Genomic DNA, 26,522 nt, shown 5'->3' with positions numbered 1-26,522 from the left:
GCGAGAATAGATGAAAGAGCTTTTAAAATTGCAAAACGTCACATACGAAAATATTGATAACATTCTTTTTAAGAATGTGACCGGGACAGTGCATAGCGGAGATGTGATCGGAATTATTGGCAAGAATGGAGCAGGGAAATCTACCCTGCTACAAACGATTGCAGGGAGTCTCCCGTTGTCTCATGGAAAGATAGTCTGGCTACAACCACAAGTAACGGTAGAGATGGTCGAACAGGAAACAGAAGATTTTATAGTAGAATATGTGGATTTGGAAGAAGCTCACCTGTTAGCTAAGTGGCAAGTGCCTTTAAATGAATATAGTAATTTAAGTGGCGGGGAGAGACTAAAGGCAAGACTTGCAAAAGGTTTCTCAAAAAATGCACAACTTCTATTGCTGGATGAGCCAACCAACCATCTTGATGAAAGTTCTACCGAGTTGTTGATTGAGCGTATAAAACAATATAAGGGAACCATTATCCTTGTATCTCATGATCGCTATTTTTTGGATAAAGTTGTCACAAAGGTTTGGTCACTTGAGGATCAGCAATTGATCGAGCAGAAGGGAAATTATACGAGCTATATGAAAGCTCGAGAACAAAGAAGGCTCACTCAACAACGGGAGTACGAAAAGCAACAGCAAATGATTCAAACAATCGAAGGACAATTAAATGAGCTTTCCTCTTGGTCTCAAAAAGCACATGCTGCCTCGACAAAGCAAGAAGGTTTTAAAGAATACCATCGAGTAAAAGCAAAACGGACTGATGCACAAATAAAATCCAAAAGAAAACGTCTCGAAAAGGAATTAGAGAAGTCAAAAGTGGAACAAGTAAAGCCTGAATATGAGGTGCAGTTTACTTTAAATGCAAATGACAAGCGCGGGAAACGTTTTTTAGAAGTGAAGGGTCTAAAGAAAGCATTAAATAATCGGACATTATTTAATAATGCGAGCTTTACTATTCAACACGGTGAAAAGGTTGCATTGGTAGGACCAAACGGAAGTGGAAAAACGACTCTTTTAAAAATTCTAATGGGGGAACTATCAGCAGATGGTGGTAACGTATGGATCTCTCCATCTGCCAATATTGGATACTTAACGCAAGAAGTGTTTGACTTGCCACTTTCAAAGACACCTGAAGAACTATTCTATCGAAATACTTTTGAAGAACGAGGGAAAGTGCAAAATCTCATGAAGCACTTAGGCTTTGAAGTTGCTGCCTGGAAAGAACCGATTCAGCATATGAGTATGGGGGAACGAGTGAAATGTAAGCTAATGGTTTATATATTGGAAGAAAAAGACGTACTGATTTTAGACGAACCAACGAACCATTTAGACCTTCCATCTCGTGAGCAGTTGGAAGAGACGCTATCAAATTATAATGGGACACTACTTATTGTATCTCATGATCGCTATTTCCTTGAAAAAACAACAAATAGTAGTTTGGTGATTGAGGAAGGCAGCATTTATAAACAATTAAAAGAAAAGCCCGCCCAAATAGATACACAAGAAGAATTGCTATTGACGCTGGAAACGGAAAGGCAGGAGGTTCTTGGGAAATTAAGTTTTATGACTGTTAAAGACGCGAATTATACCCAACTAGATGCAAGGTTTAATGAACTCACTAAACAAATAAATGTGTTGAAAAAGAATCGATAATAATGAACCCTAAAGGAATCAGTAAACACTCCTTTAGGGCTTTTGTTTTGAATGAATCGTATGTGCTTGGAATAGGATCAAGAGTAAGAGCGAAATATCCCAGTTACTGGGGAGAAGAAGTGAAGACATCTGAAAATTGGGATGAAATTTATAAAGAAATGGATGTTCAAGTGCAAGTAGACTTTAAAATCAAACGTACAGGTATGGATTGGAAATAGTGTATGGTGTTGGAGGTGTCTCAAAAGTTTGTTTAACAAGCTTTTGGGACTTTTTGATATTAAGGGCTTCGCGAACTCCTTTACAAATGGTTAATAAAGAATTAATAGTACATTAACATCAATGGCATATGATAGGAAATAATCCCTTCATTAAACAAGGAGTTACTATGAATTCAGTACCATATACAAGAGAACAAACTCTTAATTTATTTTCCTATTTAAAATATTTATTTAATAAAAGACAAGATGATCTTTTGTACTTTAAGAGATATAACGAATTAAAGAAAATTATGCAAAATGAGTCCTTACAGACTTTTTTTCAGCCGATTGTTAATCTCCAAACAGGAGAGACATTTGGGTTTGAAGCATTAAATCGCCCTAGTCAATCGCAGTTCTTTGCAAGTGTTGACAATTTCTATGAGTTTGTTGGTAAAACCGATAGGGTATTTGAGTTTGAGATGTTTTGTCGAAATCTATCGTTGAAAAGATACTTTGCGAATTTAAATGATACATTTCGAAAAGAAGAGTTGTCTATATTTATCAATATCCATCCACATGTTTTACTAGATAAAAACTATCATTGCGGGGATACATTACAGCAATTGAATGAGATCGGAATTCAGCCGGAAAATGTAGTGTTCGAGTTAACTGAAAGAAGTGCGGTGACAGATTTTCAAGAGTTTGAACGGGTATTATCACATTATCGTTCACAAGGTTACAGAATAGCCATAGATGATGTTGGCTCAGGATACAATAGCTTAAAAACATTAATCTTCTTGAAACCTGAGTTTATAAAATTGGACCGTTCGCTCATTCAAAATATTGATGAAAGTATACCTAGCCAACAGTTGGTATCTTTAATTCATGATTATGCCGTACAATCTAATACAAAAATTATTGCAGAAGGCATTGAAAGAGCAGAAGAAATCAAATATCTCAAACGACTAGGCATACAATACGCCCAAGGCTATGCATTAGGTAGACCAAATAGAGAAATAAAATTGGGAGAATTACCGAGCTTAGCCTAGATAATTTATGTAAAATTGATGCAAATAGGTGAGGAAATGATGACGAAAACAGGTGAAGTAGTATCGAATATCGGACGAATAGTTAAAATCGTACCCTCTATTTCTCCAACTTTAAAAAATAAAGAAGTAGACAAATTATTTACTAACAATCCTGATTTACGTGGAATTGTAGTCGTACATCATGAAAAACCAATTGCTCAAATCACAAGAACACATTTCTATCAAAAAATTGGGACGTTATATGGTTATAATTTGTATATGGGTAGGGAAAGTAAATTGTTAGCCAAGACAAGTCCACTTATTGTTGATTTCCATCAGCCGATTACTGAGGTCAGTAAGCTAGCAATGGAAAGGCAAGAAGAGGATTTGTATGATGATGTTATCGTGACGAAGGATGACAGATTTATGGGTGTAGTTAGTATACGAGCACTGCTAATGGAGTTTGTTGACATTCAAGTACAAATTGCAAGCTTCCTTAATCCTTTAAGCAAATTGCCAGGGAATCATTTGATAGAACAAAAGCTGACGGAGATATTATATTTAGAAAAATACAGTGTCCTCTATTTCGATTTAGATCATTTTAAAACATATAATGACCTATATGGGTTTAATAAGGGAGATAAGGTACTTCTGCACTTAACCGATATTTTAAAGAAAAATATTACCCAACGAGGATATTTTCTGGGACATATTGGTGGAGACGACTTTATGGCCATTCTTCCGAAGTATCAAGTAGATACTATGTGTGAAGAGATTATTAAGGAATTTGATGAAACGATTCCAAGCTTTTATGATGAGAAACATTTAAATGACCCGAATTTTAAAGTAAAAGTGAGATCGGGGAATATGGAAAAGTTTACGATAATGTTTTTATCAATTGCTGTTTTGACAAATGAAAGGCAGAAGTTCGATAAAATCGAAGAGATATCGAATGCAGTAGCCGCTATTAAACGAAACTGCAAAAAGGTAAAGGGTAGCTGTTATATTATCGATGAAACGGATTGTTTGCCCCAATACATTAACTAACATGTATCGAATGAAAAGTAATAGTACTTTCCATTCGATTTTTTTGTTTGCCAATGTATAATAGAATTAAATAACTCTCTTTTAAAGGAGTGATAAGATGGCTCAAGTAAATGTGCCACTTAATGGACCTACTCATGCAAAGCCTATGAATAATATGGCGATACTTTGCGTGAGGTAATTAAGTTATTAATCGCCCTAAGTGTTTAGTCACTTTATTCATGTGTGCTTTGCCCTTCACTTTGAAAGTAAAAAAGTAAAGGAGCGTAAGTTCAAATGCGTTACGTAAATGCACATGAAATTCTACCAGAAGAACTATTATTGGAAATTCAGAAGTATGTTCAAGGAGATTTAATCTATATTCCTAAGCCTGAAAAAGAACGTATTCAGTGGGGCGTCTTATCTGGTGAAAGACAACGACTGCAAAAGAGAAATGAACAAATAAAAAGGCATTATCAAGATGGAGTTGCGCTTCGGGAGTTAGCGGAGCAATACCATTTATCTATTGAAACCATAAAGAAAATCTTATATAGGAAAAAGTGAGCTGGCATGAAGCCAGCTTTTTTAGGTATAGTTTAATTATAAAAATACCTGGCAATTGCTGTTTGTCACTCTTTTATGTACCCTAAGCTTAAGGAGTGGTAAAAATGCATTTTATAACGCCAGAACAATTTCAATTTGTAAAAAAACAAGCCAAAAAAGTCTTGAACACATATACAACATCAAAAGATCAGAAGGTTATACAAGCAATTCAAGCTCTTGTCCAAGAAGAGATTAATACTAAGATAACCTTCAGTGATATTGAGCAACAGTTATTGCTGCAGCCTATCTTTGATATCAAATCAAAAGAGCAGCTAGAACAATTTTTAGCTAACATTAAACAGTATGTCAAACCGTTTAAGAAACCAACTGAGACGGAGTTGAAAAAGCTGTTTCCGAAAGATAAAAAGTTAAAGCTGCCGAAGCTTGAAACATACGATTGGCAAGAAACCTCCTATTTAAGTTGGTTCGATTCAGGGACAAATCGAAAATACATCGTATATAGAGAAGACGGTGTTTTAAAAGGTGTGCGCGGTACCTATAGCCATTCTTCTAAGGTAGGAATTTGTACGGTATGTAATCAGCATGCTAAGGTTGGCATGCTGTTAGTATCTAAAAAAGGCGCGGATTTAGGGACTTATACAAAGAGAGGGAACTATATCTGTGAAGATAGTGAATTTTGTAACGGATCTTTATCAGACTTAGACAAATTCACAAATTTCATAAATAACTTAATGTGAAATAAAAAAAATCGAGGTGCGATTAAAAACGCAGTCTCGATTTTTTGCTTAGTTGTTAAAATAATCATATGCGTTCTTGGCTAGTAAAATAACAGTCACAACAATAAATAAAATGCGAACGTAGCCACTTCCCCGACTAATGGCGAATTTTGACCCACAAATTGCGCCAATAATTTGGGCAACACCCATAGTGAGTCCATAGGCAAAATTAATCTGACCTAAAAAAAGGAACATTATTAAGGCGCCGATATTACTGGCAAAATTTAAAAATTTAGCATTTCCAGCAGCTTTTAAGAAGTCAAAACCAATCATTAAAAAAGCAAACATTAGAAAAGACCCCGTACCAGGACCTAAAAAACCATCGTAAAATCCAATGGCTGCGACTAATATGATAAAACCGATGTATTTTTTGGTAGTTAGTTTCTTATAGGTAGAAATGCTACCCCAATCTTTTTTAATTAGCGTATAAACAGCTACTGCTGCTAGCATGAAGAGCATTAGTGGTTTTAATACATTTGGATCCATTAAATGTACAACCCATGCGCCGAACATCGCGGCTAAAAAGACAAAAGGGAAAATTTTAGCAATCGATTTAAAATCGATATTGCCTGAGCGGTAAAATGTGATGGTACTCGTTAAAGAACCCATTGTACCAGCAAGCTTATTTGTTGCTACAGCTGCAGAGGGGCTTAAACCAGTAAACATTAATGCAGGTAAAGAAATCAATCCGCCTCCACCGACCACTGAATCTATAAATGCAGCTAAAAAACCAAAAAGAAATAAAATAATAATAAGGGACGGATCTAGATCAAAAAACATATGCAGTAACTACCTTTCAGTAAGCTTGTAATCTATCTTAGCCTAATAGTTTTGTCATACACATATTATGCCTAAAGAAGATAGTTTTCAAGATGTTTGGAAAAACAAACCATAAAAACCTTTGCTTTGAGCATATTCAAAGCAAAGGTTTTTTTAAAAGTTGAATTTCTTATCAATATTGTTGAACATATAATACTGTGTAACATATACTGTATTATACACAGTATAAAACGGAGGTGCTAACTTGAATAATTTACTGGATTCGTTAAGTACAGAGCTTAGAAGAGGCACATTGACTTTAGCGGTATTAAGCCAATTGCAAACACAACAATATGGTTACTCATTAGTGCAGTCGCTTGAAAAATCTGGAATAGCAATTGAACAAAGTACGTTATATCCGCTGCTTCGGAGATTAGAAAAGCAAGAACTAGTTAGAAGTATTTGGGATACTTCTGAATCCAGGCCAAGGAAATACTACATTTTAACGGATTTCGGTGTTGAGGTTTTCGAAAAGCTAAAGGACGAATGGATAAAAAATTCAAAAGAACTCTATAAATTATTGGAAGGGGATCATTAGATTTGAATTTAATTGAGCTATATATATATGAAGTTACACGAAGATTACCTGCGAAGAATCGTGAAGATATTGGTCTGGAATTAAAATCCACCATAGAAGATATGTTGCCACAAGAGTATTCAGAAGACGATGTAAAAAGTGTACTTGGAGAGCTAGGGAATCCAGCAGCTTTGGCCAGTGGATATAATGAACGCCCAATGCATCTAATTGGTCCTAAGTATTTTGATCTCTATATTTCGTTACTAAAGATGATTGTACCTATAGCTGCAGTTATTGCATTTATCGTAGTTGCTGCCGAGTACTTTGTAGGGTTCGAAAATGGAGACACAGTTTTGAATGTTGGTCTAATGATAATAGGAGAGGGAATCTGGAGCGTAGTTCATGTATTTATACAGGTTTTCTTTTGGCTGACATTAACTTTTGCTATTATCGAAAGAACCGATCATAGTAAAGATGAATACCCACGGACAATGAGTCTAAATAAATGGACACCAGAAGATTTGAAGAATATCCCATTTGTTCCACAAAAAAAGGCGGTTTCAAAAGGGTATGTATTTGGGAGCTTGCTATGGACGGCGATTTGGGGAACGATTTATTTTAACGCCGATCACTTGGCTGGTGTTTATGGAAATGTAGGGAATGGACTGGAATTTATTATGCCGGCATTCAATCAAGATGTGCTGAATTCTTTTTGGCCAATCATTGCTCTAGTAATCGGATTAGAGATTGCCTTTGCCTTAACTCTTTTTATTAAACATCAGTGGACGAAGAAAATTGCCATTTTTAATGTGATTCGTGAGATAATCGCTACAATCGTTTTAATCTTTCTTATAACAAATTCTAATTTGTTTAACCCAGAATTTCTAACATATATGAGTGAAATCCTCAATTCTACGACTGATCAGGTTAGGAATTTTATCATAGTAGCAACGTTGATTTTATTCCCAATATCTTCAATATATAATTGTATTGACGGCTTCCGTAAAGCCAATCGATAAGTGAAAAGGTATCTCTAATATGAGATGCCTTTTTATTCATATTTATATTAGTTAAGTACCAGGTAAATATAACCTTTTCATATAAAATATGAGATTTTATTCACTTCTTTGTTCCTAATATTCCTCTTTTTTTTATTAATTTTTACTTCGAATTTACAAAATTTAATTATCGATAGAAAAGTATTTTAAATAAAAATATTATCAGATGAAAATTAATTTATTAATAGAATAACGTAATGTCCATGAGTTGATTTAACAAAAACTACTATTCTTATAGTATTTTTAATGGCTTTTTCCTAATGACTAAAGTTATCACTCTTAATCTTCTAAATCATATTGCTCGAAAGATGATAATATATAGAATTATATTAATATAATAACTTATCTAAATTTTCATAGAAAAATGAATTTTTTGTTTATTTCGTAAATGTTTTTTGATATGATGAGAATTGTTACTCCTATTATCAGAAAATAGGGAAAAAACAAAAAGAGGGGGATTCGCATTGAAAAAGCGCAATCTATTTTTAATGCTAATGTTACTAGCTTTAACTCTAGTACTTGCAGCATGTAACTTTGGTGCTGAAAAAGAAGAAGAAGCATCAGAAGAAGGAACAGCAACAGAAGGTACTACTGAAACTACTGAAGGTGGTACAAAAGAACTTAATTTAGTCGTAGCATCAGAACCACCATCAATGCATCCGCAATTAGCAACTGATAGTACATCAAATGCGGTGCTAAAAAACGTTTTTGAAGGATTAACAACTGTAAAAGATGGTGAAGTTATCAACGCTGCTGCAGAAGATGTAAAGGTTAGTGAAGATGGCTTAGTTTATACATTCACATTAAGAGATGCAAAATGGTCAAACGGTGATACTGTAACTGCTGAAGATTTTGCATATGCATGGACTTATGCACTTACTCCTGAAAATGCATCTGAGTATGCATCAATTCTTTACCCAATCAAAGGTGCTCAAGCATTCAACTTAGGTGAAGGTAAAGTAGAAGATTTAGGGGTTAAAGTGGTTGACGAAAAAACTTTAGAAGTTACTTTAGAAAACCCAACTCCATATTTCTTAGAGTTAACAGCATTTAAAACTTACTACCCAATTCATAAAGCAACAGCTGAAGCTAACGATACTTGGTATGCAGAAGCTGGTGACCAATACATCACTAATGGACCATTCACTTTGACTGATTGGCAACATGGTGGTTCTATGACATTAGAAAAGAACGCAAACTACTGGGATGCTGAAAACGTAGCTTTAGATACAGTTAATATCTCAATGGTTGAATCTGAAACTACAGCTGCAACAATGTTTGATGCTGGTGAGATTGATTTCTTAGGTTCACCATATCAAGCAGTAGCATTAGATGTAATTGACCGCTACAAAGAAGAGGGAATTTTAAATATCTCTGATTATGCAGCTATCTATATGTATAAATTCAACACAACGGATGAAATCATGTCAAATGCTAATATCCGTAAAGCATTAACTCTTGCAATTGACCGTCAAGGTTTAATTGATAACATTACTAAAGGTGAACAATCTCCTGCATTAGGTATGGTACCTGCAGCTGTTAAAGGGTTCGAAGAAGATCGCGGTTACTACAAAGATAATGATATCGAAGAAGCGAAAAAGGCTTTAGAAGCTGGTTTAGCAGAGCTTGGTCTTTCTGATCCAAGCGAACTTAACTTAAAATTATCATTTAACACAAGTGAAGCACACGCAGCTATCGCACAATTCATCCAAGAAGGATGGCGTACAAACCTAGGAATCGAAGTTACTTTAGATAACTCTGAGTGGCAGGTATTCTTAGATAAACTAAGTAACTTAGATTATCAAGTTGGACGTTTAGGTTGGATTGGTGACTACAACGATGCGTACACATTCTTAGAAATGTATGACTCAGCTTCAAACGGTAATAACGATACTGGTTGGGAAAATGCTGAATATACAGCATTGTTAAAGCAATCAAATACAGAACAAGACCCAGCAAAACGTCTTGAATTATTAAAACAGGCAGAGGCTATTTTAATGACTGAATACCCTGTTGCACCAATTTATTACTACACAAACCTTTCTGTGAAGAAAGATTATGTAGAAAATATGGAGCTAGATGCTCTTGGTAATGTCTACCTTAAATATGTAGATATTAACAAATAATCTATCATATTAAATAGTGTTACTAACTAACTTAGGCTGCTTAAAATCGAGTAATCGATTCAAGCGGCCTTTTTTACTGGCTTGATGAACACCGGAAATAAGCTCAGGGAAAACAAAAAGGAGGGATTTTTTATGCTGAGATACATTTTTAAGCGGTTAATCTATATACTTATTGCTTTATTTATTATCGTGTCAGCAACATTTTTTTTAATGAGACTAGCTCCTGGAAGCCCATTTGCTAGCGAACGTGCTTTTCCACCGCAAATAGAAGAACAATTGAATGCGAAATATGGGTTAGATAATCCTTGGTATATTCAATATAAGGATTATCTAGTAGACACGGTTACCTTTGATTTCGGGGAATCTATGAAATATAAAGGACGATCTACAAATGATATTATTTCTGAAAGTTTTCCAATCTCACTAACTCTGGGTATAGAAGCAATGATTTTATCCATTGGATTGGGTATTTTTCTGGGGGTTATAGCAGCCCTTTACCATAACAGGTTTCCGGATTATCTGGCTTCCACTATAGCAGTACTAGGAATCTCTGTTCCTTCATTTATATTGGCAGGCTTAATGCAGTATTTTTTAGCCTTCAAACTGGGGCTCTTCCCTGTAAGTGGTTGGAAGGGGTTTGTTTATAGTATCTTGCCAGCCCTTGCGATAGCAATTACTCATGCGGGTTTTATAGCAAAGTTAACAAGATCTAGCATGCTTGAACAATCTAATAGTGACTATGTGAAAATGGCCCGTTCAAAGGGACTTGGAAAGTGGTCTGTCGTAATACGTCATACATTAAGAAATGCCTTGTTACCTGTTGTTACATATTTAGGTCCACTAACAGCTGGAGTCGTTACAGGAAGTTTTATTATTGAACAAATTTTTGCAATTCCTGGTTTAGGCAAACACTTTGTGACGAGTATTACCAATCGTGACTATACAGTTATTATGGGAACGACTGTTTTCTATTCAATTATTCTTTTATTTGCAGTGCTAGTTGTTGATATTTTATATAGCGTTATTGATCCTCGAATAAAACTGAAAGGAGCGAAAAAATAATGGCTAAACAAGAGCTGCAGTTCGGTAAAATTGAAGCGGATAAGTTTAAAATTGTCGGTATCAAACAAGACGAAACAGAAAAACTGGCAGATAAATCGGTATCCTTTTGGAAGGAAGTATTCTTGCGTTTTTCACAAAATAAGCTTGCTATTTTTGGGGTAATTGCATTAATAATTATTACATTAATGGCCATTTTCGTTCCTGTTTTTTCTCCATACAGTTATCGGGAGCAATTAGGAATTTACAATGCACCACCATCTGCCAGCCATTGGTTTGGTACAGATGATTTAGGGAGAGACGTTTTCGTACGTGTTTGGCAAGGGGCTCGTATTTCCTTATTTATAGGAATCACTGCTGCTGTCATTGATTTAATTATTGGTGTTTTGTGGGGAAGTATTTCGGGACTTGCTGGAGGAAGATTGGACAACATTATGATGCGTATTGCTGACGTATTATCAGCGGTTCCATATCTACTAGTTGTTATTATTTTACTTGTTGTATTAGAACCGGGATTATTGCCGATGATTATCGCCTTATCCATCACAGGGTGGATTAATATGGCAAGAATAGTACGGGGAGAAGTATTATCCATCAAGAACCAAGAGTATGTGTTGGCTGCTCGTACACTCGGTGCGAGTACATGGCATTTAATACAAAGACATTTAGTGCCCAATGCGTTAGGTGCAATCTTGGTCACAATGACATTAACGATTCCATCAGCAATTTTCACAGAATCATTTTTAAGTTACTTGGGATTAGGTGTTCCTGCACCAACTGCGAGTTGGGGGACAATGGCCTCAGAGGGAAATAAAGCATTAACATCGGCACCGTGGCGACTATTTTTCCCTGCATTTTTCATTTCACTAACAATATTTGCATTTAATGCCGTGGGTGACGGATTACGTGATGCATTAGATCCTAAATTACGAAAATAGAGGGGGTTGAAAAAATGGCGAAGAAGTTGTTGGAAGTAAACGATTTAAAGATCAATTTTAAAACCTATGCAGGGGTTGTTCAGGCAGTGCGCGGTGTTAGCTTTGAGCTGTATCAGGGAGAGACATTAGCAATCGTAGGTGAGTCAGGTTCAGGGAAAAGTGTAACGAGTAATGCAATTATGAAACTTATCCCTCAACCACCGGGTATCTATGCAGGTGGAGAGATTAAGTTTGATGGCCGTGATTTGGTACCGTTAACTGAAAAACAGATGTCGAAAGTGCGGGGAAATGAAATTGCGATGATTTTTCAGGATCCAATGACAGCCTTAAATCCAACAATGCGTGTTGGTCGCCAAATTACAGAGGTAATTTTAAAGCATCAAAAGATTACAGCTGGTGAAGCGAAAGAACGAGCAATAAAGCTATTGGATTTAGTTGGAATCCCGATGCCTGAAAAGCGATTTAAACAATTTCCTCATGAATTTAGTGGAGGGATGCGTCAACGGGTTGTAATCGCAATTGCGCTTGCAGCAGATCCTAAGCTTTTAATTGCTGATGAACCAACAACGGCACTTGATGTTACCATCCAGGCCCAAATTCTGGAGTTGATGAAGGATATACAAAAGAAACGAGACACGTCAATTATCTTCATAACACATGATTTAGGTGTGGTTGCAAATGTTGCTGACCGAGTAGCAGTTATGTATGCGGGACAAATTGTTGAGTACGGAACTGTTAATGATATTTTCTATAATCCGAAGCATCCTTATACGTGGGGATTATTAGGGTCAATGCCTGATTTGAAAAATAACGTAAAAGAAGATTTGCGAACAATACCAGGGTCTCCACCTGATTTGATTCATCCACCCAAGGGTGATGCATTTGCCCCAAGAAATGAATATGCAATGGCAATCGATTATGAAGAAGAACCACCGATGTTTCAAGTGTCAGAAACGCATTTCGCGAAAACGTGGTTATTACATCCGAGTGCACCTCAAATTCAAGTACCTGAATCAATATCTCGAAGAATTGAGGGCTATATAAAGGAGGCACACGGAAATGGCTAATAAATTACTTGAAGTTAGAAATTTAAAACAATACTTTGGAACAGCCAATCATCCGGTAAAAGCAGTCGATGGAATTAGCTTCGATATCTACGAAGGGGAAACGTTGGGATTAGTTGGTGAGTCAGGATGTGGAAAATCCACTACTGGTCGTTCAATCATTCGTCTATATGACATTACCGATGGAGAAATCCTGTTCAATGGGAAGGATATTCACACGAGCAAATCCCGCCAAGAGCTAAAAGAATTTAATCGTGAAATGCAAATGATTTTTCAAGACCCATATGCCTCACTAAATCCTCGTATGACAGCTGGGGAAATAATTGGTGAAGGGTTTGATATTCACGGTTTATATAAGAATAAGAAGGAAAGGCAAGAGAGAATCGCTGAATTATTAGAAGCGGTTGGATTGAACCGTGAACACGCAAACCGATATGCCCATGAATTTTCTGGTGGGCAACGTCAACGGATCGGCATAGCGCGGGCGCTAAGTCTAAATCCAAGTTTTATCATTGCCGATGAGCCAATATCCGCACTAGACGTATCGATTCAAGCTCAAGTAGTAAATCTCTTAAAGAAGCTGCAAAGAGAACGTAATTTGACTTACTTATTTATTGCCCATGATTTATCGATGGTTAAATATATAAGTGATCGAATTGCGGTTATGTACAGAGGGAAAATTGTGGAGTTAGGAAAGTCAGATGAAATATATGATAATCCAATCCATCCTTATACAAAATCTTTACTATCATCTGTACCACTTCCAGATCCTTTAACAGAACGGGTACGAGAAAGGATACCTTATGCTCATGAGGAAACTGCTGAGCAAGGGAAAGTCCATGAAGTGTTACCTGCTCATTTTGTATATGGAACTGAAAATCAAATCAAAATGTGGACAAGATAATAGTAGTGATAATTCATTCGTTAAATGATGAATGAATTATCATCTTTTTTTTTGGCAAACTAGTTTAAGAAATTGAAATGAGTTTTGACACAGAAGAAGGAGGGATGAAAGAAATATCAGTTTTTTAAAATATTATAAAATAGAATATTGGGAGGATTCGTTATATTCAGAAAATAATAATAACTATTAATTGAATAACTTTTCTAACTATTTAAATAATTAAAATTACAGAAATTTGAAATTAAAGCAGAAAAAGCGTGCGTTTTAGAAATAAATTAAATAATAAGTTAGAAAAATAAAATTTTTGTTTATTTACTTAAAACTTTTTGTTAATATAGTAAATGTTAGCTCTGATATTTCTGAAAAATGAAAACTCCGAAAAAAAGTTTTCTGAAAAATGGGAAATATGTTACAAAATTATGATAGGGGGATCCTCATGAAGAAAAATAATTTTCTACTTCTTTCATTGTTATTAGCTCTTTCTGTAGTGTTAGCAGCATGTAACTTTGGAGGATCAGAAGAAAAAGATAGTAGTTCATCATCTGATAATGGGACAGGCGCTAAAGAACTTAACTTAGTTATTGCATCTGAACCACCATCATTACATCCACAATTAGCAACAGATAGTACATCTAATGCAATTTTACAAAACGTTTTCGAAGGTTTAACAACTGTTAAGGATGGAGAAATCGTAAATGCGGCAGCAGAAGATGTTCAAATTAGTGAAGATTTATTAACATATACATTCACATTAAAAGATGCAAAATGGTCAAACGGTGACGCTGTTACTGCTGAAGACTTTGCATACGCTTGGAAATTTGCATTAAATCCAGAAAATGCTTCTGAATATGCATCAATCCTTTACCCAATCAAGGGTGCAGAAAGCTATAACAATGGTGAAGGTACAGAAGAAGATTTAGGAATTAAAGTGGTTGACGAAAAAACTTTAGAAGTTACATTAGTAAACCCAACTCCATATTTCTTAGAGTTAACAGCATTTAAAACTTACTACCCAATCCATAAAGCAACAGCTGAAGCTAACGATACATGGTATGCTGAAGCTGGTGACTCATATATCACAAATGGTCCTTTCACACTAGCTGATTGGCAACATTCTGGTTCTATTACATTAGAGAAAAACGATCAATACTGGGATGCAGAAAATGTTGCACTAAACAAAGTAAACATCTCAATGGTAGAAAACGAAGCAACTGCCTCTACAATGTTTGACGCTGGTGAAATTGATTTCTTAGGATCTCCATTCCAAACTGTAGGGTTAGATGTAATTGATCGCTATAAACAAGAAGGTATTTTAAACATTGCTGATTATGCATCAATTTATATCTATAAATTCAACACAACTGGTGAATTTACTTCAAACGCTAACATCCGTAAAGCGTTAACACTTGCAATTGACCGTCAAGGCTTAATTGATAACGTTTTAAAAGGTGAGCAATCTCCAGCTCTAGGTATGGTTCCTGAAGCTGTTCCTGGTTTTGAAGAAGATCGTGGTTACTATAAAGACAATGATATTGAAGAAGCAAAAGCTGCTTTAGAAGCAGGTATGAAAGAACTTGGACTTTCTGATCCAAGTGAAATTTCAATTGGCCTTTCTATTAATACAAGTGAAGCTCACTCAGCAATCGCTCAATTTATCCAAGAAGGCTGGCACTCTAACTTAGGTATCGATGTAACTATTGATAACTCTGAATGGCAAGTTTACTTAGATAAAGTTTCAAACTTAGATTATGATGTTGCACGTATGGGTTGGATCGGTGACTACAACGATGCTTATACATTCTTAGAGCAATATGATTCTGCAGATAATGGAAACAACGATACTGGTTGGGAAAACCCACAATATGCTGAATTATTACAACAATCAATTACTGAAACAGACGCTGATGCTCGTATTGAATTAATGAAACAAGCTGAAGCAATTGCTATGACTGAATATCCAATTGCACCAATTTACTACTACACAAATCTTTCTGTAAAGAAAGACTATGTTGAAAACATGCAAACTGATGCAATGGGTAACATTTACTTAAAATACGTAGATATTAACAAGTAAGATATTTTTAAGAAGTTACTATTTACTGATTTAATGGTACTTAGGCTGCTTAATTCGATTTCAAGATGAAAGCAGCCTTATGTACTGTTATTTTTTTCTATAAATCTAAAGGAGGGGACAAAATTGCTAAAATATATTTTAAAAAGATTAGGTTATATCTTGATTGCACTATATTTAATCGTAACTGCTACATTTTTCTTAATGCAATTAGCACCGGGGAGTCCTTTCGCAAGTGAAAGATCATTCCCACCACAAATTGAAGCGCAGTTAAATGCAAAATATGGATTAGATAATCCTTGGTATATTCAATATAAGGATTATTTAATCGATACTGTGACTTTTGACTTTGGAGAATCCATGAAATACAAAGGTCGCTCAACGAATGATATGATTGCGGAGAGTTTCCCTATCTCCTTAACATTAGGGATAGAAGCAATGATTTTATCAATAGGGTTTGGTATCTTATTAGGGGTTATTGCGGCACTTTATCACAATAAGTTCCCGGATTATTTAGCATCTACCATTGCGGTATTGGGTATTTCTGTACCGTCATTCATACTAGCTGGTTTAATGCAATACTTCCTGGCATTTAAATTGGGAATGTTCCCGGTAAGTGGTTGGAAAGGTTTTATTTATAGTATTCTACCGGCTTTTGCAATCGCTATCACACATATGGGGTTCATCGCAAAACTTACTCGTTCTAGTATGTTAGAACAAAGTAGTAGTGATTATGTTAAAATGGCCCGTGCTAAAGGACTTGGGAAGTGGACGACGGTATTCAAACACACGTTAAGAAACGCATTACTTCCTGTTGTTACATACTTAGGACCACTAACTGCCGGAGTTGTTACTGGTAGTTTCATCATCGAACAAATCTTTGCAATTCCTGGTTTAGGTAAACACTTCGTTACAAGTATTACTAACCGTGACTACACAGTTATTATGGGTACAACAGTATTCTATTCAATTATCTTACTATTCGCAGTATTAATAGTAGATATTCTATACAGTGTAATTGATCCACGAATTAAATTGAAAGGAGCGAAAAAATAATGACTCAAAAGCAATTCGATAAGTTCTCACCTGAAATGTTTAAAATTGTTGGTGGACGTCATGATGAAAATGAAAAATTAGCTGACAAGTCCGTATCGTTTTGGAAAGAAGTTACACTTCGCTTCTCTCAAAATAAATTAGCAATATTCGGTGTGATCGCTTTAATCATCGTCACTTTGTTGGCAATTTTTGTTCCTGTCTTCAGCCCATATAGCTACCGTGAGCAATTGGGTATATATAATGCTGCACCATCAGCAGCCCACTGGTTTGGTACAGACGATTTAGGTCGTGATATTTTCGTTCGTGTATGGCAAGGGGCTCGTATTTCATTATTCATCGGGATTACGGCTGCAGTAATCGATTTAATCATCGGTGTATTCTGGGGAAGTATCTCCGGACTAGCAGGTGGACGATTAGATAATATTATGATGCGTATTGCGGATATTTTATCTGCTGTTCCTTACCTTTTAGTTGTTATTATCTTATTGGTTGTATTAGAGCCAGGCTTACTGCCAATGATTATTGCGTTATCGATTACAGGTTGGGTTAACATGGCCCGTATCGTACGTGGTGAAGTATTATCCATTAAAAATCAAGAGTATGTATTAGCTGCTAGAACTTTAGGAGCCAATACTGGCCATTTAATTATGCGTCACATTGTTCCCAATGCATTAGGGGCAATCTTAGTTACAATGACTTTAACAATTCCATCAGCTATTTTCACAGAATCATTCTTAAGTTACTTAGGTCTGGGTGTACCAGCACCAACGGCAAGTTGGGGTACGATGGCTTCGGAAGGAAATAAAGCATTAACTTCAGCACCATGGCGTTTATTCTTCCCGGCGTTCTTTATTTCATTAACAATCTTCGCATTTAATGCTGTAGGAGACGGCTTGCGAGATGCACTAGATCCAAAATTACGTAAATAGAAGTAGGTGAGAAAAGATGAGTAAAAAATTGTTAGAGGTTAATGATTTAAGAATTAACTTTAAAACATATGCAGGAATTGTCCAAGCCGTTCGTGGCGTTAGTTTTGAGCTATATGAAGGAGAGACACTGGCAATCGTTGGTGAATCTGGTTCAGGGAAAAGTGTAACGAGTAATTCGATTATGAAATTGATACCACAACCACCTGGGATTTATGCAGGTGGGGAAATTCTGTTTGATGGTCGCGACCTTGTACCATTAAGTGAAAAAGAAATGGCAAAAGTTCGAGGAAATGATATCGCTATGATTTTCCAAGATCCGATGACAGCTTTAAACCCAACAATGCGTGTTGGCCGACAAATCACTGAGGTTATTTTGAAGCATAATAAACAGGTTTCAGGGGCTGAAGCAAAGGAACGTGCGATCAAATTATTAGATCTTGTAGGAATTCCAATGCCTGAAAAACGTTTCCGTCAGTTCCCACATGAATTCAGTGGTGGGATGCGTCAACGTGTAGTTATCGCCATTGCATTAGCGGCTGATCCAAAATTGTTAATTGCCGATGAACCAACAACAGCACTTGACGTAACGATTCAAGCACAAATTTTAGAGTTAATGAAAGACATTCAAAAGAAAAGCAATACATCCATCATCTTTATCACACATGATTTAGGTGTAGTAGCAAACGTTGCTGATCGTGTTGCGGTTATGTATGCTGGACAAATCGTAGAATATGGAACAGTAAATGATATCTTCTATAACCCAAGACATCCGTACACTTGGGGATTATTAGGGTCAATGCCTGATCTGAAAAATAATGTAAAAGAAGAATTACGTACGATTCCAGGTTCTCCACCAGACTTAATCCACCCACCAAAGGGAGACGCTTTTGCAGCACGTAATGAATTTGCTATGGCAATCGATTATGAACAAGAACCACCAATGTTCAAAATTTCTGATACGCATTATGCAAAGACTTGGTTATTGCATCCTGATGCACCAGAAGTTCCGATTCCAGATGCAGTTCAACAAAGAATTGATGGTTATTTAAAGGAGGCAGAAGAAAATGGCAAATAAGTTACTAGAAGTAAAAAACTTAAAACAACATTTCGGCTCTTCTTCTAATCCTATTAAAGCTGTAGATGGTATTACTTTTGATGTATACGAAGGGGAAACGCTTGGTTTAGTAGGTGAATCAGGTTGTGGTAAATCGACAACTGGTCGTTCGATTATTCGCTTATATGATATTACAGACGGTCAAGTAATCTTCAAAGGTAAAGATATTCATGCTAGTAAATCACGCCAGGAATTAAAGGAATTTAATCGTGAAATGCAAATGATCTTCCAGGATCCATATGCATCATTAAACCCTCGTATGACTGCTGGTGAGATTATTAGTGAAGGCTTTGATATCCATGGTCTATATAAAAACAAAAAAGAACGACGTGAGCATATCGGAAACTTACTGGAAGCAGTAGGTTTGAACCGAGAACATGCCAATCGATATGCCCATGAGTTTTCTGGTGGTCAGCGTCAACGTATTGGAATTGCCCGTGCTTTAAGCTTAAATCCAAGCTTTATCATTGCCGATGAGCCGATTTCAGCACTGGACGTATCGATTCAAGCACAAGTAGTTAACTTGTTGAAAAAACTACAAAAGGAACGTAACTTAACGTATTTATTCATCGCCCATGATTTATCGATGGTTAAATATATTAGTGATCGAATTGCAGTTATGTACCGAGGGAGAATTGTAGAACTTGGTGAAGCAAATGAAATCTATAATAACCCAATTCATCCTTATACAAAATCATTACTATCAGCAGTGCCACTTCCAGATCCACTGACTGAAAGAAAACGTACAAGAATTCAGTACAATCACGAAGAAACAACTGAAGAAATCAAAGTACACGAAGTGTTGCCAAACCATTTTGTATACGGCTCAGATAGTCAAATTAAAAAATGGACGAACTAACTTTGTGAGTATGACTCCGGTTATGCATAGATAGAAGAGACACTCTCGAGAGGAGGTGTCTCTTTTTTATTATGAAGTTTTTACATATTAAATACTTTTCAGATTGAGCTACCTTTAAAGAATACGCAGCCTACTATGTAAGTTGCGCACTATATCGACAATGTCCAGGAGCTATAACTTTTGTGAACGGGCCTTACACAAAGCCGGTGACAAAACGCATACATAACATTTATTGACATTTTAGGGATGTTAGAATATACTGAAAGTAATAATATGAGAAAGAGGTGAAGTTTTTTGACAAATGTATATGCGATTGTAAACAAGCGATTTGGTTTGTCTAATTTCACTCACCTCAAAGTACGGTGTTAATTACCTTCCTTAATTTTATAAATTAAGGTGTATTTAATTATACTCTTTGGATGTGTTGAAACCATGGACTACCAAATCGTAGCTCATAGGTTTTTTATTTTGCAAAAAATTTTGTGACAACACATTTATTGGAGGAAATTAAATTGAATATAAAATTATTAGGATTTACCGACTTTTTCAAGGACCAATTAACTGCACTTTTAAAAGAGAAGAAATACGAAAAGTGCGTACCAGCTCGTGTGAGTCTAGAGCACAAACATTCTTATCGTGTAATTACTGAAAATGAGGAATGGCTGGCATCTGTATCAGGTCTCTATGCATACGAAGCATTTAATCGAGCAGAATTCCCTGCTGTAGGAGACTGGGTGCTTGTTGAAAAAATGGATGGCGAAAACCGGGCAATCATTCATAAGCTATTAGATAGAAAATCTCAGTTTTCAAGAAAAATTGCGGGTCGAGAAATTGATGAACAGATAGTTGCCACGAATGTAGATATAGTATTACTCGTCATGAGTTTGAATGCCGATTTTAATATTCGTCGATTAGAGCGATATTTAGTAGCCGCATGGGATTCAGGAGCAACACCTATTATTGTCTTAACAAAAGCTGATTTATGTGAAGATATTGATAGGTACTTGAGAGAAGCTAAGGCAGTTGCAATGGGTGTAGAGATCTTTGTAACGAGTTCTTATACCGGAGAGGGAATCGAACAAATTCGGGCATTATTTGAAGAAGGTGTAACGGGGGCTTTACTTGGTTCTTCAGGTGCAGGCAAGTCGACACTCACGAATGCATTATACGGAAATGAAAAAATGGAAGTGTCTGGTATAAGAGAAGATGATGCCAAAGGAAGACATACCACTACACATCGGGAGCTTGTGCTATTACCAGGAGGAGGTTGTTTAATCGACACACCTGGGATGAGAGAGCTGCAATTATGGGATCAGAGTGATAGTTTATCTTCTAGCTTTAAGGATATCGAAGAGTTTGCATCAAATTGTCGTTATCGAGACTGTACCCACAAAAGTGAGCCGGGATGTGCTGTTAATCTCGCTATTGATCATGGCCATCTTGAGCAATCAAGATTACAAAGTTATTTTAAGCTGCAAAAAGAGCTGGCCTTCATAGAAAGAAAAACAAACACTCAAGCAAAGCTTGCAGAACAACGTAAATGGAAGCAAATATCGAAGGGTCAAAAGAAAAAGTATAAATAATCTTACTGTTATAGGAACCTTTCTCTTTATGAAGAGTCAATATAAAATATAATGCTATAGCCAACGAAAATTCTCGTTGGCTTATTTTTTCGTTAACAGATTTTTTATGAATGAATAAAAGAAAAATTGAATAGGGTGATATAATAGAGTAGCATTAGATATGGAAATGAAATGATAGAATCATCACAATATATATTTATACATAAGGAGAGAATGAATGGAAACCTGGATTACAACGATAATGGAGGACTTTGGATACTTAGGGGTATTCTTATTAATCATGCTGGAAAATTTATTCCCTCCAATACCTTCAGAAGTGATTTTAACTTTTGGCGGGTTTATGACGACGTCAACAGATTTAACTATTACAGGTGTTATCATTGCCTCTACAATTGGATCAGTTGCTGGTGCGATCATTCTTTATGGAGTAGGCGCAATTGTAGGTATCAAAAGAATTGAAAAATTTGTTGATAAATGGGGTAAAGTTTTACGATTAACAAGTAATGATATTCATAAGGCCAATGCATGGTTCGAGAAATATGATGTTTGGACTGTATTCTTCTGTCGCTTTATACCGTTGATTCGTAGTTTAATTTCGCTGCCGGCTGGATTAGCCAAAATGAACTTTTGGATCTTCTTAGTCCTAACAACATTTGGTACATTAATCTGGAATATGGTACTCGTAAATCTAGGAGCTGCCTTAGGAAATTCATGGGAAACAGTTGTGCATTACATGGACATCTACTCAGATTTTGCGTATGCAGCATTAGCAATAATCTTTATAGTGATCGTTATTCGATTCTATAGAAAAAAGTTGAGAAAGTAAAAAGGAGGAATCCCTATTTGTATAGGGTTTCTCCTTTTTTATGCTAACTTTTCAACTTTATCTTTAGGTAAGAAGAATGCAACAACTAGTAGTAGAGGTAGAATAGAAACGATTTTTATTGTTGTCTCTATGCCTATAGAATCGAGTAAAAACCCAATTACTACAGCTCCAATGGCTCCCATTCCAAAAGCAAAGCCTGTTGTGAGTCCTGCCATCGTGCCAATTTTGCTTGGAACTAGTTCTTGAGCATAAACAACCGTAACGGAGAAGCTAATCATTATTAAGGTTCCAATAATGATTAAGAAAATAAGAACTAACCAAATTGGCATATATGGGAGTAGTAAACAGAATGGAAGTGGTCCTACTACAGATAGGAGAATCACATTCTTTCTTCCAATTCGGTCAGACAATGAGCCACCAAAAAATGTACCTACAACCCCAAAAGCCATGAAGAGGAAAATAAATACTTGTCCCGTTTTTAAGGATAATTCATAGTGATCCATTAAATAGAACACATAGAAAGAGGTAATATTTGTTGTGTAGAAGGACCTCGCAAAAATAACAGTAAGTAATAACCCAATGGCAATCCCAACTTGTTTCTTAGTAAGAGGCGGTAAAGAAGAGACGAGTATTTTTTTCTTTTTCGTTTCTAGCTTTTCTGCTTGTAGCTGCTGCATATACCACCTCGATACTTTAAGTAAGATGACTATACCAATTGAGGTTAAGACCAAAACGATAGCAGCTCCATGCTGACCATAAATATCTAAAATAAATGCGCTGATTAATGGTGCTAACGCTTGTCCGGAATTCCCTCCAACCTGATAGATTGATTGAGCAAGTCCTCGTTTATTACCTGCGGACATGAAGGACACCCTTGATCCCTCAGGGTGGAAAATCGCTGATCCAAACCCTAAGAATAAAACAGCAACAAGGATAACCCAATAGGATTCTGCTAAAACGAGCATAAGGATACCAACAAAGGAACTCATCATCCCAATGGGTAATGCGTATGGCATAGGTTTCTTATCACTTATGTAGCCGACCACTGGTTGTAGGGTGGAGGAAAACATATTTAAAACAAATGAAATGATACCAAGGGCCGTAAAGGATAGTCCTAAATCTCTCTCTAAAAGTGGAAACATAGCAGGCACGACTGACTGCATGGTATCATTGATTAAATGAGCTACCCCAATCGCAATCATGACAGGATAAATGGGATTACTTGGGACAGCGCTCTTCGTATTCATAATTTATTTGCCCCCTTTTTAAAAACTTGTATTTACAATTATACCCTTTTCTAAATAATTTCAAAGGACAATTTAGTAGGTCTAGAAGTGACGCAATCGTTTACAAAATCTTAAGTAAAGATTCTTCTTTTTTCTAATTATTTAAGATAATGATGTGTTACAATATAATTCACTTATAGGAACGGAGGGTTTCGCCGATGCAATCAGTTAGACTACGTAACCGATTTTCGAACTAATCATTACAACATTCAGTATAGAAATTACTTTACCCAAGAATGAGAGTTTTAACGAATATCACAGATGTTTAAAGGGAATTTCCCCAACTGTGCTCGGTTAAAAGCTAGTAGCAATAAACAATATTCGATGAAAAGTTCGAAATAGCTCTCATACTTTCGTAGAGGAGATGGGATTGGTCTAACGATTAGGGAAACCTTTATTAATAAGTAGAAGAGGTGTTCTTCTCTACTTATTTCGTAAAAACAAAATGAAGGACATTAATTCTTTTCCAGCAGATCAATACCAAAATCATAATTGTTAATAAATGTAATGAATGTATTGTAATGAAATGGTTCTAATAGGATTAGCTAGATACAATCAAATTAGAAAAGGATGTAAGTAACATGAGTCACCCTGAACAAATTACAGTACAAAATTGGAAGAAAAGTATTACTCTATTTTTGGGAAGTCAGACGATTTCATTATTTGGCTCCGCACTCGTTCAATATGCCATCATGTGGTATATTACTTTGACTACTCAATCTGGGATTATGATGACCATCTCGATTATTTGTGGATTTGTCCCAACGTTTTTCCTTTCACCGTTTGCGGGAGTTTGGGCAGATCGATATAACCGGAAGATATTAATTCTATTGGCAGATTCTATGATTGCTATTTCTACACTGATCTTAGCTATTTTATTTTTAAATGGATATGATTCAATGTGGTTGCTGTTTGTTATCTCTGCTATCAGAGCAATCGGGACAGGTATACAAACACCGGCAGTAGGGGCAATTTTACCTCAAATAGTACCAGGAGATAAGCTGACTAAAGTAAATGGTGCAAATGGAAGTATCCAAGCACTCGTTATGTTATTAGCTCCAATTGCAAGTGCCGGGCTTCTATCAATGACAACAATTGAAATAATTTTCTTTATAGATGTCATTACGGCTGCAATTGCGGTATTTACCTTACTATTGTTCTTAAAAGTCCCTTTACATGAAAAAGCGAAAGAAGCACAAACAACAGGTTATTTTAGTGACTTTAAAGAAGGGTTAGTCTACATTAATAATCATGCGTTTTTAAAGAAGTTCTTTACATTCTTTGCTATGTTTCTTATTTTGGCAGCACCAGCAGCTTTCTTAACCCCTTTACAAGTTACAAGAAGCTTTGGAGCAAATGAATGGTATCTATCTGCGATTGAAATTGCTTTTTCTATTGGAATGATGGCTGGAGGAATTTTAATAGCTACATGGGGCGGATTTAAAAATAAAACACATACTATGACGCTATCAGCCTTTGGATTTGGTATCAGTACAGTTTTACTTGGTGTAATTCCTGTTTTTTGGATTTATCTAATCATCATGGCACTTACTGGTATCGTCATGCCAATGTTTAACACACCAGCAACGGTATTACTTCAAGAAAAGGTTGGACCCGATTACTTAGGTCGAGTTTTTGGAGTGTTAACAATGATTTCTACTTCCGTCATGCCTCTGGGAATGATTATATTTGGACCCCTTGCTGATATTGTTGCTATCGAATGGCTTTTAATTGGAACAGGGATTTTACTGTTCATGCTCGGGTTCGTCTTACTAAGAAGTAAGGTTTTGATTGAAGCAGGAAAACCAGATATGGAATAATAAAAAGAAGATTTCGGTGTGAACCGAAATCTTCTTTTTTAAGTATTAATATGCTAAACCAAATAAGGCTTTAATATGTGTTAAATAACGAACGTGACTTGCTTCTTTCATTAACGACGCTGGAAGCCCTTTTAATGGGATGTTGTTACTCCCCACAGTAGCTACACCGTCTTTACGTCCAAGACTAGCAAGTGTACCAGAGTTGACAGGAGTAAATACTTCAAGTTTTTGACCTTCAAGCGTTGCATATAAGTTATAGCCAGCAGTTTCACCCATTTGCCATGCAACTTGAGCAGTCGGTGCAAATAACGGGCGACCGCCATCAGCAGGAAGTGCAACAGAAGCATCACCAACAACAAATACTTCTGGGTGGGATTTAGAACGTAAATACTCATCAATAACAGCTTTTCCGCGGTCACATTCAAGTCCTGATTCTTGTACTAATGGTAGTGCAGCAACCCCACCAGTCCAGATGAATGTGTTGGCTTCGATTGTAGAGCCGTCTTTAAGTGAAATTTTATTACCTTCTACACCTGTAACTGGAAGTCCAGTTAAGAATTCAACGCCACGTTTAGTTAAGCTTTCAGTAGCGCGAGCGATTAGGTCATCAGGAAGAACAGGTAAGATTTTCGGACCTGCTTCAACAAGTTTAATACTTAATTCATTGAAGGCTACACCGTATTTGTTAGCAATTTTAGGGAAGTTATCCACGATTTCACCAACTAGTTCAACACCAGTTAAACCGCCTCCGCCAATTACGATTGTTGCATCTGCAGGATTTTTTGATTTTGCATAAGCTGCGATTTTGCTTTCGATGTGGTGATTGATACGGTTTGCATCATCAACAGATTTTAGTACCATACTGTTTTCTTCAAGACCTGGAATTCCGAAGAAGCCAGTTTGACTACCAAGAGCTACTACAAGGTTATCATATTCCATTACAGAACCATCGACCATATGTACCTCTTTATTTTCTACAGAGAAAGACTTTACTTCATTTACTACTATGTTTACATCTTTATCTTTAAATAGTTTTGTTAAAGGGAAAGAAATTGCACGTTCTGTAGTTGTACCACCTGCAAGTCTGTGTAATTCTGTAATCAGTTGGTGAGTTGGGTATTTATTCACCACTGTTACTTTCGCTTCTTCTTTACTTACATATTTACGTAATGTTAGAGCAGTTAGTAAACCACCATAACCTGCACCTAAGATGACGATTTCTTTTGCCATGATAAATCCTCCGTCCATACT

Annotated in this window: 24 protein-coding genes; 21 read left to right on the top strand and 3 right to left on the bottom strand. The window is 36.1% G+C overall.

Features of this window, described 5'->3' with window-relative positions:
- The first annotated feature begins 10 nt into the window (after window positions 1-10).
- From abc-f to C1N55_RS18905, 6 genes are all read left to right on the top strand, one after another.
- Entirely contained in the window at window positions 11-1,654 is a 1,644-nt protein-coding gene (gene abc-f, locus C1N55_RS18930) for a ribosomal protection-like ABC-F family protein (protein WP_137730236.1), read from the top strand.
- Window positions 1,655-1,701: 47 nt separating this feature from the next.
- Window positions 1,702-1,872 carry a Ger(x)C family spore germination C-terminal domain-containing protein gene (locus tag C1N55_RS18925; protein ID WP_168193904.1) on the top strand — a complete coding sequence of 57 codons (171 nt, stop codon included), beginning with the start codon at window positions 1,702-1,704 and terminating at the stop codon, window positions 1,870-1,872.
- A 167-nt stretch (window positions 1,873-2,039) separates the two neighbouring features.
- Complete coding sequence (locus C1N55_RS18920) at window positions 2,040-2,900, top strand: EAL domain-containing protein (protein ID WP_137730234.1); 861 nt, start codon at window positions 2,040-2,042, stop codon at window positions 2,898-2,900.
- A 39-nt stretch (window positions 2,901-2,939) separates the two neighbouring features.
- A complete protein-coding gene (locus C1N55_RS18915; protein ID WP_137730233.1) occupies window positions 2,940-3,926 on the top strand; it encodes a GGDEF domain-containing protein in 987 nt (328 codons plus the stop codon).
- 273 nt (window positions 3,927-4,199) lie between these two features.
- Window positions 4,200-4,466 carry a CD3324 family protein gene (locus C1N55_RS18910; protein ID WP_137730232.1) on the top strand — a complete coding sequence of 89 codons (267 nt, stop codon included), beginning with the start codon at window positions 4,200-4,202 and terminating at the stop codon, window positions 4,464-4,466.
- A gap of 104 nt (window positions 4,467-4,570) precedes the next feature.
- Window positions 4,571-5,203, top strand: coding sequence for a FusB/FusC family EF-G-binding protein (locus tag C1N55_RS18905; RefSeq protein ID WP_137730231.1), 633 nt, complete (start codon window positions 4,571-4,573; stop codon window positions 5,201-5,203).
- 48 nt (window positions 5,204-5,251) lie between these two features.
- On the opposite strand, the gene C1N55_RS18900 is transcribed toward C1N55_RS18905, so the two are convergent.
- A complete protein-coding gene (locus C1N55_RS18900) occupies window positions 5,252-6,022 on the bottom strand; it encodes a TSUP family transporter (RefSeq protein ID WP_137730230.1) in 771 nt (256 codons plus the stop codon).
- 244 nt (window positions 6,023-6,266) lie between these two features.
- Here C1N55_RS18900 and C1N55_RS18895 point away from each other — a divergent pair, with 244 nt between their 5' ends.
- The 14 genes from C1N55_RS18895 to C1N55_RS18830 all read left to right on the top strand — a co-directional run bounded on the left by C1N55_RS18895 (window position 6,267) and on the right by C1N55_RS18830 (window position 22,165).
- A complete protein-coding gene (locus C1N55_RS18895; RefSeq protein WP_137730229.1) occupies window positions 6,267-6,599 on the top strand; it encodes a PadR family transcriptional regulator in 333 nt (110 codons plus the stop codon).
- 2 nt (window positions 6,600-6,601) lie between these two features.
- Complete coding sequence (locus tag C1N55_RS18890) at window positions 6,602-7,597, top strand: hypothetical protein (protein ID WP_137730228.1); 996 nt, start codon at window positions 6,602-6,604, stop codon at window positions 7,595-7,597.
- Between the two features lie 527 nt (window positions 7,598-8,124).
- Window positions 8,125-9,762 (top strand): peptide ABC transporter substrate-binding protein, encoded by a 1,638-nt coding sequence (locus tag C1N55_RS18885; protein WP_137730696.1) that lies wholly within the window; start codon window positions 8,125-8,127, stop codon window positions 9,760-9,762.
- Window positions 9,763-9,894: 132 nt separating this feature from the next.
- Window positions 9,895-10,824, top strand: a complete 930-nt coding sequence (locus C1N55_RS18880; protein WP_137730227.1) for an ABC transporter permease — start codon at window positions 9,895-9,897, stop codon at window positions 10,822-10,824.
- Entirely contained in the window at window positions 10,824-11,759 is a 936-nt protein-coding gene (locus C1N55_RS18875; protein ID WP_137730226.1) for an ABC transporter permease, read from the top strand. The genes C1N55_RS18880 and C1N55_RS18875 overlap by 1 nt, the downstream gene beginning before the upstream one ends.
- 14 nt (window positions 11,760-11,773) lie before the next feature.
- Entirely contained in the window at window positions 11,774-12,826 is a 1,053-nt protein-coding gene (locus tag C1N55_RS18870; protein WP_137730225.1) for an ABC transporter ATP-binding protein, read from the top strand.
- Complete coding sequence (locus C1N55_RS18865) at window positions 12,819-13,727, top strand: ABC transporter ATP-binding protein (RefSeq protein ID WP_137730224.1); 909 nt, start codon at window positions 12,819-12,821, stop codon at window positions 13,725-13,727. Before C1N55_RS18870 ends, C1N55_RS18865 begins: the two co-directional genes overlap by 8 nt.
- A 436-nt stretch (window positions 13,728-14,163) precedes the next feature.
- Entirely contained in the window at window positions 14,164-15,801 is a 1,638-nt protein-coding gene (locus C1N55_RS18860) for a peptide ABC transporter substrate-binding protein (protein ID WP_137730223.1), read from the top strand.
- Window positions 15,802-15,924: 123 nt separating this feature from the next.
- Window positions 15,925-16,854, top strand: coding sequence for an ABC transporter permease (locus tag C1N55_RS18855; protein ID WP_137730222.1), 930 nt, complete (start codon window positions 15,925-15,927; stop codon window positions 16,852-16,854).
- Window positions 16,854-17,783: an ABC transporter permease gene (locus tag C1N55_RS18850; RefSeq protein WP_137730221.1), complete on the top strand. Its 930-nt coding sequence runs from the start codon at window positions 16,854-16,856 to the stop codon at window positions 17,781-17,783. The genes C1N55_RS18855 and C1N55_RS18850 overlap by 1 nt, the downstream gene beginning before the upstream one ends.
- A gap of 16 nt (window positions 17,784-17,799) precedes the next feature.
- Complete coding sequence (locus C1N55_RS18845) at window positions 17,800-18,858, top strand: ABC transporter ATP-binding protein (RefSeq protein ID WP_137730220.1); 1,059 nt, start codon at window positions 17,800-17,802, stop codon at window positions 18,856-18,858.
- Window positions 18,848-19,756 (top strand): ABC transporter ATP-binding protein, encoded by a 909-nt coding sequence (locus tag C1N55_RS18840; protein ID WP_137730219.1) that lies wholly within the window; start codon window positions 18,848-18,850, stop codon window positions 19,754-19,756. Before C1N55_RS18845 ends, C1N55_RS18840 begins: the two co-directional genes overlap by 11 nt.
- Before the next feature lie 512 nt (window positions 19,757-20,268).
- Window positions 20,269-21,339 carry a ribosome small subunit-dependent GTPase A gene (rsgA, locus tag C1N55_RS18835; protein ID WP_137730218.1) on the top strand — a complete coding sequence of 357 codons (1,071 nt, stop codon included), beginning with the start codon at window positions 20,269-20,271 and terminating at the stop codon, window positions 21,337-21,339.
- Window positions 21,340-21,556: 217 nt separating this feature from the next.
- Window positions 21,557-22,165, top strand: coding sequence for a DedA family protein (locus tag C1N55_RS18830; protein ID WP_137730217.1), 609 nt, complete (start codon window positions 21,557-21,559; stop codon window positions 22,163-22,165).
- A 38-nt stretch (window positions 22,166-22,203) separates the two neighbouring features.
- On the opposite strand, the gene C1N55_RS18825 is transcribed toward C1N55_RS18830, so the two are convergent.
- On the bottom strand, window positions 22,204-23,412 hold the full coding sequence (locus tag C1N55_RS18825; RefSeq protein ID WP_137730216.1) for an MFS transporter: 1,209 nt from the start codon (window positions 23,410-23,412) through the stop codon (window positions 22,204-22,206).
- A gap of 620 nt (window positions 23,413-24,032) precedes the next feature.
- Here C1N55_RS18825 and C1N55_RS18820 point away from each other — a divergent pair.
- Window positions 24,033-25,271, top strand: coding sequence for an MFS transporter (locus C1N55_RS18820; protein ID WP_137730215.1), 1,239 nt, complete (start codon window positions 24,033-24,035; stop codon window positions 25,269-25,271).
- A gap of 45 nt (window positions 25,272-25,316) precedes the next feature.
- Here the strand turns inward: C1N55_RS18820 and C1N55_RS18815 are convergent, their stop codons facing one another.
- Complete coding sequence (locus tag C1N55_RS18815) at window positions 25,317-26,501, bottom strand: NAD(P)/FAD-dependent oxidoreductase (RefSeq protein ID WP_137730214.1); 1,185 nt, start codon at window positions 26,499-26,501, stop codon at window positions 25,317-25,319.
- Window positions 26,502-26,522 lie beyond the last annotated feature (21 nt).

The organism is Lysinibacillus sp. SGAir0095, assembly GCF_005491425.1.
Taxonomy (GTDB): domain Bacteria; phylum Bacillota; class Bacilli; order Bacillales_A; family Planococcaceae; genus Ureibacillus.
Note: the sequence above shows the minus strand (reverse complement) of the source record. Positions and strands in the feature narration are given on the sequence as shown.